The 19,415-nt window shown below is 36.0% G+C and carries 20 protein-coding genes; 13 read left to right on the top strand and 7 right to left on the bottom strand.

Features of this window, described 5'->3' with window-relative positions:
* Positions 1-52 precede the first annotated feature (52 nt).
* Entirely contained in the window at positions 53-379 is a 327-nt protein-coding gene (locus H7R46_RS07760) for a hypothetical protein (protein ID WP_005068977.1), read from the bottom strand.
* Between the two features lie 99 nt (positions 380-478).
* A complete protein-coding gene (locus H7R46_RS07755; protein ID WP_002120892.1) occupies positions 479-838 on the bottom strand; it encodes a hypothetical protein in 360 nt (119 codons plus the stop codon).
* Positions 839-1,054: 216 nt separating this feature from the next.
* Between H7R46_RS07755 and H7R46_RS07750 the strand changes: the two genes are divergently transcribed.
* The 3 genes from H7R46_RS07750 (at position 1,055) to H7R46_RS07740 (ending at position 2,437) form a co-directional block, all read left to right on the top strand.
* Positions 1,055-1,288, top strand: a complete 234-nt coding sequence (locus H7R46_RS07750) for a hypothetical protein (RefSeq protein ID WP_002121063.1) — start codon at positions 1,055-1,057, stop codon at positions 1,286-1,288.
* 199 nt (positions 1,289-1,487) lie between these two features.
* The gene (locus H7R46_RS07745; protein WP_005802084.1) at positions 1,488-1,862 is read left to right on the top strand and encodes a DUF2750 domain-containing protein; all 375 of its coding nucleotides are present in this window, start codon (positions 1,488-1,490) and stop codon (positions 1,860-1,862) included.
* 143 nt (positions 1,863-2,005) lie between these two features.
* Positions 2,006-2,437 (top strand): CBS domain-containing protein, encoded by a 432-nt coding sequence (locus tag H7R46_RS07740; protein ID WP_002121094.1) that lies wholly within the window; start codon positions 2,006-2,008, stop codon positions 2,435-2,437.
* Between the two features lie 55 nt (positions 2,438-2,492).
* On the opposite strand, the gene H7R46_RS07735 is transcribed toward H7R46_RS07740, so the two are convergent.
* Positions 2,493-3,701, bottom strand: coding sequence for an aspartate aminotransferase family protein (locus H7R46_RS07735; RefSeq protein WP_005068973.1), 1,209 nt, complete (start codon positions 3,699-3,701; stop codon positions 2,493-2,495).
* A 227-nt stretch (positions 3,702-3,928) separates the two neighbouring features.
* On the opposite strand from H7R46_RS07735, the gene grxD reads away from it, so the two are divergent.
* The gene (gene grxD / locus H7R46_RS07730) at positions 3,929-4,270 is read left to right on the top strand and encodes a Grx4 family monothiol glutaredoxin (RefSeq protein WP_002120913.1); all 342 of its coding nucleotides are present in this window, start codon (positions 3,929-3,931) and stop codon (positions 4,268-4,270) included.
* 47 nt (positions 4,271-4,317) lie between these two features.
* Here grxD and H7R46_RS07725 read toward each other — a convergent pair whose 3' ends face one another.
* Positions 4,318-4,641, bottom strand: coding sequence for a hypothetical protein (locus H7R46_RS07725; protein ID WP_005068972.1), 324 nt, complete (start codon positions 4,639-4,641; stop codon positions 4,318-4,320).
* Positions 4,642-4,883: 242 nt separating this feature from the next.
* Here H7R46_RS07725 and H7R46_RS07720 point away from each other — a divergent pair, with 242 nt between their 5' ends.
* A complete protein-coding gene (locus tag H7R46_RS07720; RefSeq protein WP_002120927.1) occupies positions 4,884-5,783 on the top strand; it encodes a LysR family transcriptional regulator in 900 nt (299 codons plus the stop codon).
* A 45-nt stretch (positions 5,784-5,828) separates the two neighbouring features.
* Here H7R46_RS07720 and map read toward each other — a convergent pair whose 3' ends face one another.
* Positions 5,829-6,623, bottom strand: coding sequence for a type I methionyl aminopeptidase (gene map / locus H7R46_RS07715; protein WP_002121088.1), 795 nt, complete (start codon positions 6,621-6,623; stop codon positions 5,829-5,831).
* A gap of 352 nt (positions 6,624-6,975) precedes the next feature.
* On the opposite strand from map, the gene brnQ reads away from it, so the two are divergent.
* The 3 genes from brnQ to H7R46_RS07700 all read left to right on the top strand — a co-directional run bounded on the left by brnQ (position 6,976) and on the right by H7R46_RS07700 (position 9,400).
* On the top strand, positions 6,976-8,277 hold the full coding sequence (gene brnQ, locus H7R46_RS07710) for a branched-chain amino acid transport system II carrier protein (RefSeq protein WP_002120935.1): 1,302 nt from the start codon (positions 6,976-6,978) through the stop codon (positions 8,275-8,277).
* 189 nt (positions 8,278-8,466) lie between these two features.
* The gene (locus H7R46_RS07705; RefSeq protein ID WP_002120910.1) at positions 8,467-8,886 is read left to right on the top strand and encodes a GlcG/HbpS family heme-binding protein; all 420 of its coding nucleotides are present in this window, start codon (positions 8,467-8,469) and stop codon (positions 8,884-8,886) included.
* 259 nt (positions 8,887-9,145) lie between these two features.
* Positions 9,146-9,400 (top strand): hypothetical protein, encoded by a 255-nt coding sequence (locus tag H7R46_RS07700; protein WP_005068965.1) that lies wholly within the window; start codon positions 9,146-9,148, stop codon positions 9,398-9,400.
* A 25-nt stretch (positions 9,401-9,425) separates the two neighbouring features.
* Here H7R46_RS07700 and H7R46_RS07695 read toward each other — a convergent pair whose 3' ends face one another.
* A complete protein-coding gene (locus H7R46_RS07695) occupies positions 9,426-9,881 on the bottom strand; it encodes a hypothetical protein (RefSeq protein ID WP_005068962.1) in 456 nt (151 codons plus the stop codon).
* Between the two features lie 141 nt (positions 9,882-10,022).
* Here H7R46_RS07695 and H7R46_RS07690 point away from each other — a divergent pair, with 141 nt between their 5' ends.
* The 5 genes from H7R46_RS07690 (at position 10,023) to H7R46_RS07670 (ending at position 18,022) form a co-directional block, all read left to right on the top strand.
* Positions 10,023-10,883, top strand: a complete 861-nt coding sequence (locus tag H7R46_RS07690; protein WP_005068960.1) for an alpha/beta fold hydrolase — start codon at positions 10,023-10,025, stop codon at positions 10,881-10,883.
* A gap of 316 nt (positions 10,884-11,199) precedes the next feature.
* A complete protein-coding gene (gene ptsP / locus H7R46_RS07685) occupies positions 11,200-14,052 on the top strand; it encodes a phosphoenolpyruvate--protein phosphotransferase (protein ID WP_086260935.1) in 2,853 nt (950 codons plus the stop codon).
* A 15-nt stretch (positions 14,053-14,067) separates the two neighbouring features.
* Positions 14,068-15,015: a 1-phosphofructokinase gene (gene pfkB / locus H7R46_RS07680; RefSeq protein WP_005068955.1), complete on the top strand. Its 948-nt coding sequence runs from the start codon at positions 14,068-14,070 to the stop codon at positions 15,013-15,015.
* On the top strand, positions 15,002-16,720 hold the full coding sequence (locus tag H7R46_RS07675) for a fructose-specific PTS transporter subunit EIIC (RefSeq protein ID WP_005068953.1): 1,719 nt from the start codon (positions 15,002-15,004) through the stop codon (positions 16,718-16,720). Before pfkB ends, H7R46_RS07675 begins: the two co-directional genes overlap by 14 nt.
* Positions 16,721-17,563: 843 nt before the next feature.
* Positions 17,564-18,022, top strand: coding sequence for a MarR family winged helix-turn-helix transcriptional regulator (locus H7R46_RS07670; RefSeq protein ID WP_182924251.1), 459 nt, complete (start codon positions 17,564-17,566; stop codon positions 18,020-18,022).
* A 59-nt stretch (positions 18,023-18,081) separates the two neighbouring features.
* On the opposite strand, the gene H7R46_RS07665 is transcribed toward H7R46_RS07670, so the two are convergent.
* Positions 18,082-19,226, bottom strand: a protein-coding gene (locus H7R46_RS07665; RefSeq protein ID WP_085944219.1) for an IS3 family transposase whose coding sequence is annotated in 2 segments (ribosomal slippage) — positions 18,082-18,962 and positions 18,962-19,226 — 1,146 coding nt in all. Because the reading frame shifts where the segments join, the coding sequence is not laid out codon by codon here.
* Positions 19,227-19,415 lie beyond the last annotated feature (189 nt).

Here is a 19,415-nt window from a genome sequence, read left to right as displayed (position 1 = left end):
ACAATAGTGCTCAAAAAGCTTTGGAAACCAAGATTTAGCCTGATTAACCCATTTACTGAGTATCTTCCTGAGCAAGTGCTGGATATTGTCTAATATGAGCACCTTCAAATTGATATGCATGCATTAACTTTAAATACTCTGCTCTATGAATTTCTGATTGAGCTATTAGCAGCTCAGCCATATCCTGAGTTTTAGGATAAGTGGCTTGATGAGAGAGTTGTATAATTCGTTGATATTGTTCCTGACTAATAGGCCGAAGTAATGCTAAATATGACAGCACAAAAATACAGCCAATGACAATAACCACAAATAGGTTAAAACATTGATCAACTTTTAACTCAGATTTTAATTTAAGAAAATTTTGTTTGAATATGAGCATGACCTACCTCGAATTAGTGTAGTGTAGGGTTCAATACTCATATGCACAAGATCAAACATCCAGTAAGGCCAAGAATCGTACCTTACTGGATCATAATACTTAGCTTATTAGTGAACGAATGACGGAAAAGTATAAAATTGCTGCAATAATCACCAAGACTAAAAACATCGCAAAAATACTTAACCCTTCTTCAGCATCGGCTGGATGCAATTCGTCTTCGTCGGCAATTTTTCTCAGTTCACCATCATAAACTTGATAAAACCAGTTTTTTTGTGCAGGTTCCAAATGCCGTGCAAAGTCAAATACTCTTTTGCGCTGAGCAAGACAATAATCCCCTAAATGGATCTCTTGATGAAAGATCGCTTCATCTAATAGTTTACGATGATAATGGGCTAGTTCTATGATTTGTTCCTCTCTAGGTGGAGTATCAAAAACAAAGCCATCGATAGTATTTGTCATATTTTATTCTCCTTGTCTTTTATTCTCATATTGATTTTACTCAAAATTATTTGTGAATAATGTTTAATCATGTATCCTAATAGTGAATTAACTGGTATGCACCAATAGTTGACAAATCCATTAATTTGTAATATTAGTTTAATAATTCTAAGTTAAATTAATTTAAAGGCAGCGGCCTTTAGAAAAAGTAATCATAATTACAATAAGGAGTTTTCTATGATTCAACGTATCTCTCATCATGATTTAGAACATGTGTACGCAACTGCAGTAAACACAATTCACTCTCAAATGAATTTTCAGGATGCAGTTGCACAGTTAGAAGAAGTTGCTCGCGCTGGGCACGGTAAAGCTGCTCTGTTTTTAGCTGAATTGTATTATCAAGGTTTCCGTGTTGAACGTGACTCACTTAAAGCACAATATTGGCAAAAGTTAGCCACAATGCAAGCATAAAGAAACGTCACTTAGGTGGCGTTTTTTTACGTCTGGAAATAAGTAAAACTAGCAATTTATCTAAAACTTTAGCCACTTGAAGTAAAGGATATGAATTTCACAGCTGGAATATTTGTTTACGATTTGATACCTGTTTAAACTGAAATGTCATCTGATTTTTTTATAATAAGCAAGACAAGTTAGAACCTTTAAATTCACAATGAAAAGTTTAAGTAATCTACAACCGGTTTCAAGAGACTTGATGATTAAGATTTATATTTTAAGAACCATGATGTATTGCGGGGTTCTTTGGGGATTATTTCATCAAGGATGGGCAATTAAATCAGATCAGGAAGACTTTATTTTTCCTTTTTGGCTTAATGGCTTACAGGCACATCGCTACGCAAAAGAGCATTGGCCACATTACAAACCAAGAAGAATTACACCTAAAGATTTCCATGAGTCTTTATTACCAACTTTAACTCGACTCAACGTCACTCCTGCTTTGTTTAATTCATCTCATAGAAAATTAAAGTTATCTACTCAGCAAATGCAGCATTTCTTTTTCAAACATCCGAATTGGCAAGGAGCGTAAACTTTTCTTTAGGTTCTTAATCTCTATTAGAATGCTTTTTGAACGCTTGAGTGTGAAACTTGTATTTAATGACTATCCAGTCTTTGCATTTTTATAAAATCAAGCTAATTTAAAACAAAATGATAAAACACAGGACAGAAGAAATGACAATCGTTGCACAAGTAATCAAGAACAAAGCAGAGCAAGATATTTTTACAATTTCTCCAGAAGCCACTGTCCTTGAAGCAATTAAGATTATGGCGGATAAAGGAATTGGTGCGCTCGTCGTAGCTGAGGGTGAAAAAGTTGTCGGAATTTTGTCTGAACGTGACTACACACGAAAAGTAACGCTTATGGAACGTTCATCATATAGCACTACCGTTGCTGAAATTATGACATCTAAAGTGCTTACAGTAAGCCTAAACAATACAGTTGAAGAGTGCTTACAGCTTATGACAGATCGTCACTTACGCCACTTACCTGTATTAGACAATGAAAAACTAGTTGGATTTATTTCTATTGGCGACTTAGTAAAAGCTGCGATGGAAGATCAGAAAAATCTCATTGAACAATTAAAGCAGTATATCTCTGGTTAATTATTTCATATAAAAAATGGGCATTTATATGCCCATTTTTTATTGATGTAAAAACTTAAAGATAGTTATTAATTAAAGCAACTAAACGCTCTAGCAAGTCATCAGCCTGTGCTTGAGTCATGTTAATTGGTGGCAATAAACGTACTACTGAACCAGCTGTAACATTAATAATAAGCTTATGTTGATCTCGAGCTATTGCAACGAGCTCAGCGCAGTCTCTAGGCAATTGAATACCAATCATCATACCAAAGCCACGTACTTGCACATCTTTATGTGCCAATTGCGCACGTAATTGATCAACAATATAACCACCAACAACTGCCGCGTTTTCTACAGCATTCTCTTTTTGGATTGTATCAATTACTGTATAAACCACACGAGAACCTAGCACTGTGCCACCATAAGTAGACCCATGGCTACCAGGCCCTAATAAGCCAACAGCTTTACCTTGGGTCATTACCGCGCCTACTGGAAAGCCATTACCAAGTCCTTTCGCAGTCGTCAAAACATCAGGCACAATGTTTGTATGCTGATAAGCAAAATACTTACCGGTACGGCCGTTACCTGTTTGAATTTCATCTAGCATCATTAGCCAGTTATGTTGATTACATATGGTGCGGACTTCTTCAAGATAGCTAAAGCCTTGAGGTGCTGTATTAATACCACCCTCACCTTGAATAGGTTCAATCAAAATCGCAACAATATCTGGGTGCTGCAAAGCAGCTTCTTGAATTGCTTCTACATCACCAAATGGCACACGAATAAAATCATTGGTTAAAGGAGCAAAACCATCTTGTACTTTCTTATTACCGGTAGCTGAAAGTGTTGCTAAGGTACGACCATGAAATGATTGCTCTGCCACAATTATCTTTGGGGAGCTTACACCTTGTTGAGTACCAAATTTACGAGCAATTTTAATGGCGCCTTCATTTGACTCTGCACCACTGTTTGAAAAGAAGATCTCTTCCATCCCTGAAACTTCAGCAAGCTTCTGAGCAGCTGCCGTTTGCCAAGAAATCTCAAATAAGTTACTCGTATGCACAAGTGTTGCAGCCTGTTCAGCAATTGCTTCTGCAATGACTGGATGCGCATGACCTAAACCACATACAGCAATACCGGTTAAAGCATCTAAATACTCTGTGCCATCTTCGGTATATAGATATGCCCCTCGGCCTCGTACAAAACTGATCGCTTGGCGACCATAAGTAGCCATTAAATGTGATGGTTGATCAGGTTGTATTGGAGCTAGGGTAATATCATTCATAACGAACTCTGTCTGTATGAGGTTTTAAGAAGGGTTTATATAAGCAAAAACTGGCTCTGATGAAAAGTCTCATCACTCATTTATCTAAAATTTCGTCCGCTTTTTGTTATCGCTTCGGTTTATACAATAAAATATTGAATATTCAATGCAACTTTAAGTAATCAGGTGGTTTGCAAAGCGATGTAAACACCCCCTATAATGCTGCTAGATTAGTTGAGGATCTCTTTATGACTGAACAAGCACGTGATACTGAAGCGTTAATCCGCGATCAAATTGCGAAGCATCCCGTTTTACTTTACATGAAAGGCACTCCACAGTTTCCACAATGTGGTTTCTCTGCACGTGCTGTAGAGGCGCTCAGTCAAATTGGTCGTCCATTTGCATATGTAAATATTTTGGAAAACCCTGATATTCGTGCAACATTACCAAAAATTGCGAACTGGCCTACATTCCCGCAACTTTGGGTAAATGGCGAACTTATTGGTGGTAGCGATATCATGCTTGAAATGTTCCAAAATGGCGAATTAAAACCATTAGTTGAACAATACAGCGCAGCGCCAGAAGCGTAAATAATAAAAAAGCCAATCAATAGATTGGCTTTTTTATACTCTCAATTTCAACGATCACTTACCCCGACATAGCGAAATAAATTTTCCACACCTAAATCAGATTTTAAAATAATTAGATTTTCATAAGTTGTTGTCGTGAGAGCTTCAAAAATATTCATATTCGGATCTTCGTGCAACTCATCCACATTTTGATCCATACACTCTTCAAATCGATCAGCAATAAATTCAAACCCCAAATCCATAGCAATAAATAAAGTATGTTCACATGGCTGAATATATTGTTCTTGCGCCCAGTCAATTATTGCTTGTTTGCAAAATGGACATTCAATATTCGCAGAAGTATCGTTAAGTTCAATTAATTGATAGTGCATTAGATTTGAAAAGAATAGAAAATTGTAGTGTAAAAGAAATTAATTGAAAGTTCTAGAAAAGGCTAGAACCACTCATCAAAAAACATACAATAAAATTACATTGTAATGACAATATAATTTCAAATTCTCAGTTAAAGGAAATATCTTAGTATATGTTTTAATTACAAAAAATTTAGTTTAAGAATTATCGTTGCAAAATTAATAATGTAAAATCATGGTTGTTGCAGAAATAGGATATTTTAATGCTCACTGATCTTGATGATTTTTATTGTTTTGCTCTCGTCGTTGAGCATGGTGGTTTTAGTGCCGCTGAGCGTGTAACGGATATACCAAAATCAAAACTAAGTCGTCGTGTATATAGCCTAGAAGAAAACTTAGGCGTTCGCCTGATTCAACGCAGCTCTCGTCATTTTGCTGTTACAGATATTGGGATGGATATTTATAGACATGCTCAAGTCATGATGAATGCTGCACAGGCTGCTCATGATTTGGTTGATCATTTAAGCATTCAACCTAGAGGTGTTGTAAAGGTTAGTGTTCCTGTTGATATTGCTCAAAATCAACTGCCTAAAATTTTGCCTGCTTTCTTAAAAAAATATCCAGAAATTCGTTTGCAACTTATGGTCAGCAATCGTCGAGTAGATGTCATTAATGAAGGAATTGATATTGCTTTACGTGTTCGCTCAAAACTAGATGATGATCCAAGTTTAGTTCTTAGACAGTTTGCACTTATTGAACAGAGTCTATTTGCAAGTCAAGCATATCTAAATGAATTTGGAGATATAAAAAATCCAGAACAACTTAGTGAGCATCGCATTTTAAGTTTGTCAGAAGAGCATCTTGATCAACAATTCCTTTTGCATGGTCCAGACAATCAGCAAAAGAAAATCAAAGTCAGCCCTATCGTAATGGGTACAAATATCCATATGTTGGCGCAATTAGCGAGTCAAAACTGTGGGATCGCTTTACTACCAGAGAGCGCAGCAGAAGATTTTCTAAAATCTGGACAGCTTGTACAAATTTTACCGGAATGGAAAGCTCCTCACGGTATATTACATGCTGTATATCCATCACGCCGAGGGTTATTACCTGCTGTACGAGTATTTATTGATTATTTGGTAGAACATCTTTCTGAGCATTAAAATGAATTTAAAAAAAGTTCGATAATTATCGAACTTTTTTTATTTTTAAATTACAGGATAGTTTCCTACACCTTCAGGCCAAGGTGTTAAGAGTTCAAAGCCAGTGTCAGTTACAGCAACCATATGTTCCCATTGCGCAGATAACGAAAGATCTTGAGTAATAACTGTCCATCCGTCATTTAATTCTTTAACCTGTGGTCTACCCGCATTAATCATCGGTTCAATCGTAAAGACCATACCTTTTTTTAATACTAAGCCTTGGCCGCGCTGTCCATAATGTAAAACATTAGGTTGTTCATGATAAACCTTACCAATCCCATGACCACAATATTCTCGAACAATGCTATACCCTTCTCGATGAGCAACTGACTGAATAGCATAACCAATATCGCCTAGTGTAGCTCCTGGCTTAACAGCATGAATCCCAGCAACCATCGCTTCATAAGTTGTATCAACAAGTTTTTTTGCTTGCGGGTTTACATCACCTACAAAATACATGCGGCTCGTATCACCAAAATAGCCATCTTTAATAATTGCGACATCAATATTAATAATATCGCCATCTTTTAAAATCTTATTCGGTGACGGAATTCCATGGCAAACTACTTCATTTACTGATGTACATATTGTTTTAGTAAAACCATGATATCCCACATTCGCAGGAATAACTTTTAAAGTATTTACAATATAGTCATTACACAGGTTATCTAAATATTCAGTAGATACACCCGGTTTAATATATGCCCCTATCATTTCTAAAACTTGTGCAGCCAAGCGTCCAGAAATTCTTAACTTTTCCAGATCTTGTTCAGTTTTTATTGTAACAGTAGAAGCTCTCATTCAGTTTTATCCTCGTAGGCACTGCTTTTACCACGCCTACAAAAATGTAAGTTAATTTAGAATATTCTAGAACGGATATAGGATAGGCTGGAAGCATTAAATGCCCAAATATTCAACATTCATAATAGAAATTCATACTTTTATTTTTGCATAATTTCTTTAAAAAGTCAGAGACAAAAAATGATTTCCTAATTTCTTTCAATGGTTTTTCAAATACATACCTTAACCAGTTGATATTTTTAATATCTATTAAAGGTTTTTATGCTCTGAAAAAAATCTTTTTCACATAAAATACCGCTTGATCATGATCTCTTTTGCTCTAAAATTCCTTCTTTTTTATTAATTTTAATTTATGCAACATCTTCGTACTGGAGATATTATTGCCCTAGGTTTTATGACCTTTGCTCTTTTTATTGGGGCTGGCAATATTATCTTTCCTCCCATTGTCGCTCAACAAGCCGGTGATCATGTATGGCTAGCCGCTATAGGCTTTTTGATTACTGCAGTTGGTCTACCCGTAATTACCATCATGGCACTCTCTCGTATGCAGGGTTCCATTGAAATTATTAGCTCTCCTCTCGGCCGAGTAGCAAGTCTGATTTTAACCGTTGTTTGTTATTTATCAGTAGGCCCTTTATTTGCTACTCCACGTACAGCTACTGTTTCTTATGAAATTGGTTTTTCATCTTATTTTGGAACATCAAGTAGTAGCCTTTTAATTTACAGCGCAATTTATTTTTCATTTGTAACTGTAGTTTCACTTTATCCAAACAAGTTATTAGATACTGTTGGTCATGTGCTTGCTCCCCTAAAAATTATTGCTTTAGCAATTTTAGGTATTGCAGCAGTTATGATCCCAGCGGGTTACGTCCCTGCTCCAATCAACCATTACGTTGAATCTCCAGTTTCGGAAGGTTTCGTAAACGGTTATCTCACTATGGATACTTTAGGCGCATTAGTATTCGGTATCGTAATTATTCAAGCGATTTATTCGCGTGGTGTTACCGATAAAAAATTAGTCACTAAGTATGCGATTATTGCCAGTCTTATTTCTGGTGCAGGTCTTACTTTAGTCTATTTAAGCTTATTCAAATTAGGTGTAGGTAGTCATGAAGTAGCACCAAATGCAGCAAATGGTGCAGTAATTTTACATGCATATGTTCAACATGCTTTTGGCAATATGGGTTCATTATTCTTAACTGGCCTCATTTTCTTAGCATGTATGGTGACAGCGATTGGCTTAACTTGTGCTTGCGGTGAGTATTTTGCTCAGTTAACTAAATTACCTTACAAACTTTTAGTATTCATTTTAGTTGGTTTCTCTTTCATTATTTCTAATCTTGGATTAACCAAACTTATTGCCGTATCAGTACCTGTTTTAAGTGCAATTTATCCACCAGCCATTGTTGTGATTATGCTGAGCTTCTTTTGGAAATTTTGGCACAAACCCTCTTTTATTGTCGGTTCAGTAACAAGTATTGCTTTAATTTTCGGTATTATTGACGGTATTAAAGTTGCTGGTTTTGGTGATTATTTACCTAATTTTCTTCAACATTTACCTTTAAATGAACAAAACTTAGCTTGGTTGATCCCATCTTTAGTTGTTCTAGCAATTACCGTAATTATCGACAAAGTTAAATTTAAAAACATTTAATCTAGTGTCTTTTTTGAAATCGAGTTTTACCCAAACATGATTTTATATATTGAATAAAATGCTGAGTTTACCCAACCGGCATTTTATTTCCACACTACTTTCAATGACAAATCAACTATAGATATAATCAGTTTTTACTGTAAAATTACACTAAAATAATTTTTAGCTTACTAGGAAAGAAGAGCAACAATGAAAAGTAAATATTACCTAACACAAGCAGATGCAGAGTTTTTAATGGAAGAAGCTCAAAAATATGCAATTGAACACAACTTTAAAGTCAGTATCGCTATTGTTGATGAAACAAGTTCTCTACTGTTGATGAAGCGTTTAGATGGTGCTTCACCTTTATCCTCACATTTATGTTTAGAAAAAGCAAAATGCTCTTCAATATCAGGTAGACCTTCAAAATTTTACGAAGAACTTCTGCAAAGTGGACGCTTAGGTTTTTTAAGTATGCCTAGTGCTCAAGGAATGTTAGAAGGTGGAAAACCCATTATTTATGACGGACAAATTTTAGGGGCCATTGGCGTTTCTGGTGTCCAATCTTTTGAAGATGCAGAAATTGCTCAACATGCGATTGATATATTTTTAAAAAAACAAAACAGCTAACCTGAAATGATAGAAAAGAGAAATTATTACACTTTTCATTAAAATATTTTCTCTTTTCTAAAATATTAAGTATTTTATACAAAAATATTTAATATTTACTTTTTTAATACCTTAACCATTTATAAACATAGAGTTTTTTATAAAACTGTTCAAAAAATTTTCTATTCACTATTGAATTGAATTAAAAATAGAAGTACAACATTAAACTTATTCTTGACTAAAACATTCGGTTTTAGCGCAACCACAAGGAGGGATGGAGATGTTATCATTACATTTCAACAAACAAGTCTTCATTAACACTCTGAACAGCAAAGATTCAGTTGTTTATGGAGTAACACCGCTTGCTCTTATGCTGACTTTACTGTTTCAAGGTATGATTAAAGGAAATCTGAAACCCGAATACTTTATGTATGCGATGGTTGTTTCTTTCATATTTTGTGTGTGGGCCTTTGTCGACCATAAGATGCGAAAACTAGCTAAAAGACGTCTTAGTCAACAAAACTCGAATACTTAAAAAATGGATGAGCAATCATCCATTTTTATACATCCAAAAATAAAAAAATTGTTCCGATAACTAAAATCGCTGTAGCTACTAATTCAGTCAAAATTAATCCCACCATCATTAAAGTCATCATCCATGAAGGTAAGCTAAAACGACCTAGCTTGTGAGGACGTTTGAATTGATTTGTTGTGTCCTGTAAATAGCCATGTATGATATAAACCAGAATTGAAAAACTAAAAAATAGAATATTTGCGAATACACACCATAAAGTAATATTTTCATTTAAAACAGTAAAATAGCTTAATACAGCTAAAATTAGGCTAGCAGCTGCATATAACAAACTACTTCGATGAGCGATATCCACATAATAATGAGCACGACTTAATTCTGAACGGCGTATTTGCCAATATTTCCATACCCCAGTCAACATCCCTATCCATAAAAATATACCACTAAATACAATTGCGAGCTGTACAGCTTTCGGTAAATCCATATTTTTTCCAATTATTTGTTTTATTCAAATTTAATGAGCTATATAACATAAATATTGACTTTATAGTCACATTTTAACCAAGTTTCATTTCAGAACTCGTGTAAATTAAAGACATCAATAAACCAATCACTACGAAATATTATGGATAACACTTTTGAATCATTTTGGATGACCTGTAAAGATGGTTATCAACTTGCTGCACATTTTTATCCAGCTCAATCCCCAAAATCAGCAAATCCCGTATTGATCTGTCCAGCAACAGGTATTACTAAAAACTTCTATCATTCTTTTGCTACATGGTTAAGCGAACAAGGATATGACGTATTAAGCTTTGATTTCCGTGGAATTGGAGGCTCTTTACACGGGTCTTTGAAGCAAAGTACAGCAAGTATTAATGATTGGGGAGTTCTCGATATTCCTTGTGCAATTGATACGTTATTAGAAAAAACTAAAGCAGAACAAGTTACCCTTCTTGGCCACAGTGCTGGTGGGCAGCTATTAGGAATTGTTCCTAATTTTCATAAAGTAGCAAAAGTTATCGCGGTCGCAGGTTCCACTGGCCATGTAAAAGGTCTTAAAGGTAAAACCAAGTTTTTAGCACCGGTAATGTTCAATGTCATCTTTCCAATTTCTAGTGCTTTTAAAGGTTATGGTGCTACTCAATTTATTGGAATGGGAGAAAACTTACCTAAAAAAGTCGCCCAACAGTGGCGAGAATTTTGCAGCCATCCTGGCTATGTGAAAAATGCTATAGGTAAAACAGTCCATCATGATTTTCATAGTGAAATTATCTGCCCTATTACTTCAATTTGGGCAAGTGACGATGAAATTGCAACCGAGCGTAACGTTGAAGATTTATTAAAACTTTATCCTAATGCGCCCACAAAAATGCTAGAGCTAAATCCCATGAAACTTGGGCATAAATCAATTGGGCACATGCTAATGTTTAAAAAATCACATCAAAACTTATGGTCACTTTTAGAACAGGAAATCCAACACTAATCTATTGATCTTTTACTTTTGCCTCTATACCCGTAATCCGGTATAGAGGTTTTTTTTAATATTAATACCCACTTCTTTTATAAAGTTAGTTTATTAACCTAATAATTATCATAAGAAAACAAAATATATTAATCACCTATTCCTTTGTATTAAAAACAAGCATTATTTACGTAAATACGTCGATATAGCTTTAAAGTTCTGCTATCGTTATTTATACGAAGCTGTTGTTTAAAAACGGTTAAACTAACCTTTTTTTAATACTAACAGCTTCTTTTTTTCTGTTTAGCTAAACCAAAGAAATTGTTCAAGGATAAGTATGCTAGCACTAGAGCCTCGATATATTCATATGAATCAACATGCTGTTGATAAAAAGCATGCATTACAGTGTCTAGTAGATATATTGGTAAAAGATGGGTTAGTTACACCTGACTACATTACAGGACTCATTAATCGCGAACAACAAAGTGCCACCTATTTAGGTCAAGGCATTGCTATTCCCCACGGTACACCCCAATCTCGCGAATTTATTCTAGAAACAGGTATCCGTTTAGCTCACTTTCCAGAAGGAATTATATGGGATGGTGAAAACAGAATTTATTTAGCTGTTGTTATTGCAGCAAAATCTGATGAACATTTACAAGTTCTACAAATATTAACTCGAGCTTTAATGCATGATGTAAGTGAACAGGTAAAAAATGCTAAACAACCTGAACAAATTATTGAAATCTTACAAGCTCAACCATTATCTTTAACTTTGCATGAGAATTTAATTCAAACTGAAATTGAATCTCAAGATATTGAAGATTTATTTTGGTCAGCATCTCAGATTCTAAAAAAGCACAATTTCGTAAAGTGCGGCTTTCTAAGTTCACTTGACCCTGATCAAGTTATTCAACTACAAGATCAAATCTGGTCTATTTCAAGTAGTAAGTTTGTTCAACAACCAGCAATCAGTATCGTAAAGCCTCGCCATGCTTTAGAGCTAGGTGAAAAAAAGTTAAATACGCTAGTTTGTATAGCTGCCAATGAACAATTAGATAGCCAGAGATTTAATCGACTGATTGATATTCTGTTTAATCCAGAGCAAGTTGCACAATTAGACCAAACACAAGCACCAAATGAAATTGCTAAAATCATTGGTGCAGATGTTATTCCCGATTGGCCCCACCGTTCTGTTGTACTCGCTAATGCACATGGATTACATGCTCGACCAGCAACTCATTTAGTAAACCTAACAAAAAGTTTTCAAGGTGATATCCAAGTCGCAGTAGATGAAGGCAATTTTGTTTCAGCTAAAAGTTTGACACGTCTCTTAGCTTTAGGTTGTAAACGCGGCCAAACTTTACGTTTCATTGCTGAACCAGAAACGGATGCAGTTGAAGCTTTAGATAAAGTTATTCTGGCAGTACAACAAGGCTTAGGTGAAGAAGTTGAACCTATAAAATCTTCAGACATCAAAGTAGAGCAATCTAGTGAAATCCCAAGCCATTCAAAACCACTTAGCAAAAATACAGGAATTGCTGCTTCAAGCGGTTTAGCTTTTGGCCCTGTACATGTAATTAAACCTAAGGTTTACCAATATGAACGCATGGGCTTAAGTGTCAAAGCAGAAAAAGAAAAACTTGATATTGCACTTCACGCAGTTAAAAACAATATTCACCAAGTTATTGCAAAATCTGAAGTGGCTGAAATTAAGCAAATCTTCCAAGCACATTTGGAAATGCTTGATGACCCAGATCTTATTAATGGTGTTTATCAAAAGATTAACCTAAATCTTTCTGCTCCTGCTGCCTGGCATGAGCATATTGAAGCAGCAGCCAAAGAGCAAGCAGCTTTACCAGATCGATTATTAGCTGAGCGTGCTACAGACTTACGTGATATTGGTGATCGCGTTTTGGCTCAACTCTGCGGTGAGGTCATCATCGAAGAACCTAAAGAACCTTATATATTGATCATGTATGACGTGGGACCAAGTGATGTAGCCCGCCTTAATAAAGATCGTGTAGCAGGTATTTTGACCGCCGTAGGTGGTGCAAGCGCTCATAGTGCTATTGTTGCTCGTGCTCTAGGTATCCCTGCAATTGTTGGCGCTGGTGATCAAGTACTAGATATTGAGCAAAAAAGTTCTCTTTTAATTAATGGAGACACCGGAGCTTTTATCTTAAATCCTAATGCTCAACAAATCGAACAAGCAAAACAAGAGCGAGAGCTTCAGAAAAAAATTCGTGAAGAAGCTGAACGTCACAGCCAAGAACCTGCGATTACTCTAGATCAACATCAAATCGAAATTGCTGCCAATTTAGGAAAAGTTCAAGCAACAGCCCATGCGGTTGAATATGGTGCTGAAGCAATTGGCCTACTCAGGACTGAGCTTGTTTTTATGGCGCATAGTAGCGCTCCGAGTGAAGCTACCCAAGAAGCAGATTATCGTATTGTTTTAGATGCTCTAGCGGGCCGCCCTCTCGTAGTACGTACGCTAGATGTAGGTGGTGACAAACCACTCCCTTACCTTCCAATTGCTGAAGAAGAAAATCCATTTTTAGGTCTAAGAGGTATCCGTTTAACGCTAAGACAGCCAGAGCTGTTGCGTCAACAACTTATTGCTTTGCTTAAAGCTGCAGATGATCGTCCTTTACGAATCATGTTTCCAATGATTGGCCGTGTGGAAGAATGGCGTGCTGCAAAAGCTATTCTTGATGAAGTTAAAGCTGTACATCCATGCACCAACTTACAAGTTGGTATCATGATTGAAGTTCCTTCTGCTGCTTTACTTGCACCTATTCTCGCGAAAGAAGTGGACTTTTTCAGTATCGGAACAAATGATTTAACTCAATATACATTAGCCATTGACCGTGGACACCCTATCCTTTCAGCTGAAGCTGATGGACTACACCCAAGTATTTTGCAATTGATTGATCAAACTGTAAAAGCTGCACATAAGTATGGTAAATGGGTTGGTATATGTGGTGAACTCGCAGCCGATCCAAAAGCTGTACCTATTCTGATGGGCTTAGGAGTGGATGAGCTTAGTATGTCACCGAATAGTATTCCTTTGGTTAAAGCCCAAATTCGTACACTTAACTACAGTCAAGCTCAAGTGCTTGCAAAGCGTGCACTTGAATGTGATAGCGCTACTGCTGTACGTCAGTTATCCGAACAAGAAATGTAAAGATTAGGAATGGTAATGGCTAAAGTTTTAACAATTACTTTAAATCCTGCAATTGATGTGACTATACAACTCAAAGAGTTACAGATAGGTCAAGTAAACCGTCAAGAATCTGTAGAAATACACGCGGCAGGCAAAGGTTTAAATATTGCACAAGTTTTAAAAGATTTGGGACATGAGGTTATTGTTTCTGGTTTTCTAGGAGCAACAAACAGACAGATTTTCGATGATCATTTTAAAGAAGCTCAATTTCAGCCTGAATTTATTTATATTGAAGGTGAAACTCGCCAAAATATAAAAATTGCTGAACATTCGGGACGTATGACTGATTTGAATGGAAAAGGTTTTTTCATATCTGAACTAGATAAGAAAAACCTCTTTCAAAAAATCGAGATGATTTTGCCTCAGGTAGATGTGGTTGCTATTGCTGGAAGCCTACCACAAGGTTTTAGTGTTGATGAGTTACAACAACTTATTAAGCTCATTCAACAGCAAGGAAAAAAAGTTGCACTTGATACAAGTGGTAAAGCGTTGGTGGCTGCAATTGAATGTCAACCTTGGATGATTAAACCAAATACAGATGAGTTAGTAGAAAGTTATCAGCTTCCTGCTACAACCTATGCTGAACAAAAAAAACTTTTTGCAAACTTAGCTAAAATTGAACATGTCGTTATTTCGATGGGTGAAGACGGTGTAAACTGGTTAAATGACACTCACCCACTTCATGCCACAGCACCTAAAGTGATAGTTAAAAGTACAGTTGGTGCGGGTGACTCTCTTTTAGCAGGGATGATTCATGGCTTATTGGGTGGCTTCTCTGCCGAGGAAACATTAAAAACTGCTACCGCAATTGCAAGCCACGCAGTAACACAAATAGGCTTTCGTATTCCTAATGCTGAAAAGCTAAACCAATTAAAAGCCCAAACTATAATCAATTCATTGAGTGAATCTGATGCCAACTACTAAACGTTTATTATTTGTTATTAATAGTCCGCAACAGCAAGTCAATGCTTTGATTTTAGCTCGTAAGCTTGCACAAGTCGCGTCCCAACGGGGTTATCAAAATAGTATTATTTCACTTGATGAATTCGAGGTGAATGAAAGCTTTGACCAAGTTATCGTTGTTGGACAACGCCCGAAAAATCTTAATATTTTTGGTACACACCCTTTATCTTTCATTAACATTGAAGAGATCAAAAGTGATACTGATTCAGCTCTTCAAACTGCTTTAGATCATTTTAAATCTGCTCAAGACTGGCAAAATGATAATAGCTTATCAGCAACTACAGCTAAAAAATTTGTTGCGATCACTGCGTGTCCTACGGGTGTCGCGCATACTTTTATGGCAGCCGAAGCTTTACAGCAAGGCGCAGAAAAGCTCGGTTATGAGATTGAAGTAGAAACTCAAGGTTCCGTTGGCGCAAAAAATATCTTATCACCTCAAGCTATTGCTGATGCGGACATCGTCATTCTTGCGACTGACATTGAAGTTAATACAGACCGTTTTGTAGGTAAACGTGTTTATAGATGTAGTACAGGTTTTGCTCTAAAGCAAACAGATAAAGCTTTTGCTGAGGCAATCAGCAATGCGCAAGTTTTAGAACAAGGTAAGCAACAAACTTCTACAGAAAACAAAGATAAAACCGAAAAAGTTGGCGTATATAAACATCTCTTAACGGGTGTCTCTTATATGTTACCTATGGTGGTGGCGGGAGGTCTTTTAATTGCTCTGTCTTTATGCTTTGGCCTTAATGCAGCTGAACAAGCAGGCAGCTTACCGGCTATATTAAAACAAATTGGTGCCGCTGCATTTATGCTTATGGTTCCAATGTTATCTGGTTATATCGCCTACTCGATTGCTGATCGTCCTGGCCTCGCACCTGGTTTAATTGGCGGCCTACTTGCTTCTCAGTTACAAGCAGGTTTTTTAGGAGGTATTGTCTCAGGTTTTCTTGCTGGCTATATCGCGCTTTTTATTGCAAAAAAACTCAAACTTCCTACAAGTTTAGAAGCACTTAAACCTATTTTAATTATTCCGCTATTAGGTACTTTATTTGTTGGTCTGATTATGTTCTACGTGGTGGGTCAGCCAGTAGCACATATTTTTGAGCTAATGAAAGACTTCCTAAACAATATGGGTACAACAAATGCCGTGTTAATGGGCATTATATTAGCAAGCATGATGTGTATTGATTTGGGTGGTCCAATCAATAAAGCAGCCTACGCTTTTACTGTTGGACTGCTGACAACAAATACTTATATGCCTATGGCAGCCACGATGGCAGGCGGCATGGTCCCTGCTATTGGTATGGCTATTGCAACTTTCATTGCTAGGAATAAATTTAGTACTGGAGAGAAAGATGCCGGAAAAGCAGCTTTCGTATTAGGTTTATGTTTTATTTCTGAGGGTGCTATTCCCTTTGCAGCTAAAGACCCAATGCGTGTTATTCCAACTTGTATTTTAGGTGGAGCTGTGACTGGAGCACTCGTTGCCCTATTCCATTGTGAGTTGGTTACTCCTCACGGCGGTGTATTTGTACTTTTAATTCCCAATGCGATTAATCATGCTTGGTTATATCTTGCTGCAATTGCTGCTGGTAGTATCGTTACAGGGATAAGCTATGCCATTGTTAAGAAAAAAATAGAAGAAAAAGCTGTGACTGTTTCATAATTAAAAAGGGAGAATATAAATTCTCCCTTTTTTTATAAATTATATGTGCCTGATCTCATAAAAATTTAAACTGAAAACTATTTAATATTTAATTTTCTTTCTCTGAGACTTAAATCATTTAATCTGAATAGCTCTTGCCATAATCTGTGTTGGCACTTCTTCTGCGAGTATTACGGTTAGATTGGCTCTTTTGAAATTTAATGGATAAAATTTATTGAAATTATAATTTAAAGACAAAAATACCTCTATTTCAAAAGCTTAGTATTTAAAATAATGTTTGAAATTTATTAATAAAAATCAGATATTTAATATAGAAATCTAATTTTATTTTACTAAATAATAGATGTTTCATGTTAAATGTATGGTAAATTTCTCTCACACCAAAACAATATAATGTCATGATATATATAAATATTTTTTATTTAAATATCTTGATTTTTCATAGTTATGACTTTAGAGACAAAAACTTTCTCGTTCAATGCCACGTTCAAATCATAATTTTTTTTCTACGATGCCCTTGCAAGCAATATCGTTCAATTAACGATCAAGCAAGCTTAGATGCAATCTTACATATCCACTCAAAGAGTTTCAGGTACGGCTTTGTTAAACAGTTTTTACCTTTAATAATCTTTGATTATAGCTGAAGAGTATTTAAAGTTCGTAAAGTTATAGGAACGCTTTATAAAGTTAAGGACAATTAAACCATGTCATTGTTAAATGAAGCTATATAACTTTTGCTCATCAAGTAAAGTCCTGCTATAACTTGCTTGATGAAACTATATTTTTCAACTATTAAAGATAGTTCACCAGGAATGCGATCCACCAAGGTATGGGGAAAAGTCAATGACAAAGAAGTATGCGCGTTTTTTACCTACAACAGAATCTTTTACTCTTGAAGATTTTCCATATTATTGGATTACTCAAGTACATGCTCAATATGTACAAAACATTGATAATGCTTTAAAAAAATATGGTTTAGATAACTCACGTCGACGCATCATGTTGGCTTTAAGCAGCAAGCCCCATGCAAGTGTTTCTGAACTCTCAGATATGATTATTTCAAAAATGTCGACTACCACAAAAATTGTTTATCGTTTGAAAGATGAAGGTTTGGTTGAAACTTACTCTTGCCAAACTGATGGTCGTATCACTCGTGTAGTACTTACAGAAAAAGGGACTGAAATGATCAACAAGATCAATGATCTTACAAGTGTAGTACTTGAGCAGTCTTTTGAAGGTATTACTCCCTTACAGCTAGAAAAAATGATGGAAAGTTTAAAATTACTTTTAAAAAACCTTTAGAGGTGGTCCCACATGTTTGAACAACTAAAAGCTTATTTATAAGTGATACTCTGCTCTAGTTAAGCTACCTTATTTTGTTGTGGTAGCTGGTCATAGTAAAACTCATCTGGAGTCATTTTGTCCAGACTCGAATGAGGTCGTTTCAAATTATAAAATTCAAAATATGCGTTTAATTGCTTCTTCGCATCCAAAACATTGCTGTAGGCTTTGAGATACACCTCTTCATATTTAACGCTCCGCCATAATCGTTCAACCATCACATTATCAACCCATCGACCTTTACCATCCATGCTGATTTGGATGTCATTTGATTTCAATACATCAATAAATGCATCACTGGTAAACTGACTGCCTTGGTCTGTATTAAATATTTCAGGTCGACCATATTTTTCAATAGCTTCATTTAATGTTTCTATGCAAAATGTAACCTCCATACTAATCGATACTCTATGCGCAAGTACCTTGCGGCTATGCCAATCAATCACAGCACATAAATAAACAAAGCCTTTTGCCATAGGGATATACGTTATATCCGTAGACCACACTTGATTACTGCGCTGAATAGCCAATCCTTTGAGCAGATATGGATATTTGCGGTGAGCTTGATTAGCCTGGCTTAAATTTGGTTTGCAATATAACGCATTAATGCCCATTTTCTTCATTAAAGTACGTGTATGACGTCGTCCTATATGATGTCCTTGACGATTCAACAAATCACGCATCATACGGCTACCTGCAAAAGGGTATTGCATATGTAACTCATCCATACACCGCATCAGCTTCAGATCTGATGCACTCACAGGTTTTGGGCGATAGTAATAACAACCACGGGAGACTTTCAGCAGCTGAGCTTGCTTAGATACTGAAATCTGAAGTGAGTCATCGATTAACTTTTGTGGTTGAAGCGGCCCAGTTTCTTCAACACACCTTCTAAAAAATCAATTTCTAATGCCTGCTCACCGATTTTTGCATGTAGTTTTTTTAGATCGATGGGTGGTTCTGTTGGAGCTTTTGATTGATCGAAAGCTTGCGAGGAAGCTGAAATCAGTTGATTTTTCCAGTCGATAATTTGGTTTTGATGAACATCAAATTCAGCACTCAATTCAGCAAGTGTTTTTTCTGCTTTAATCGCAGCAAGTGCTACCTTAGCTTTAAAATCATTTGAATGATTTCTTCTTGGTCTACGTGCCATAAAATACTCCATATATTGATGTTTATAACATCATTTGGGGAGCAAAATATCACTTATAAGTGTTGTTCAAATTTCCTGATCCACCTCTTTTCTCGCTAAGATGAAATAAGAATCTATTTATACCCAATAGTTAAGCTCTCATTATGAGAGCTTAACTATTTTAATGTCTCTACTTTAATATTGAGAGAAATGGCATCCCAC

The sequence above is a fragment of the Acinetobacter sp. BEC1-S18-ESBL-01 genome (assembly GCF_014169935.1).
Lineage (GTDB): Bacteria > Pseudomonadota > Gammaproteobacteria > Pseudomonadales > Moraxellaceae > Acinetobacter > Acinetobacter pittii.
The sequence above is the reverse complement of the archived record's forward strand: the minus strand, read 5'-3'. Positions and strand labels throughout refer to the sequence as shown.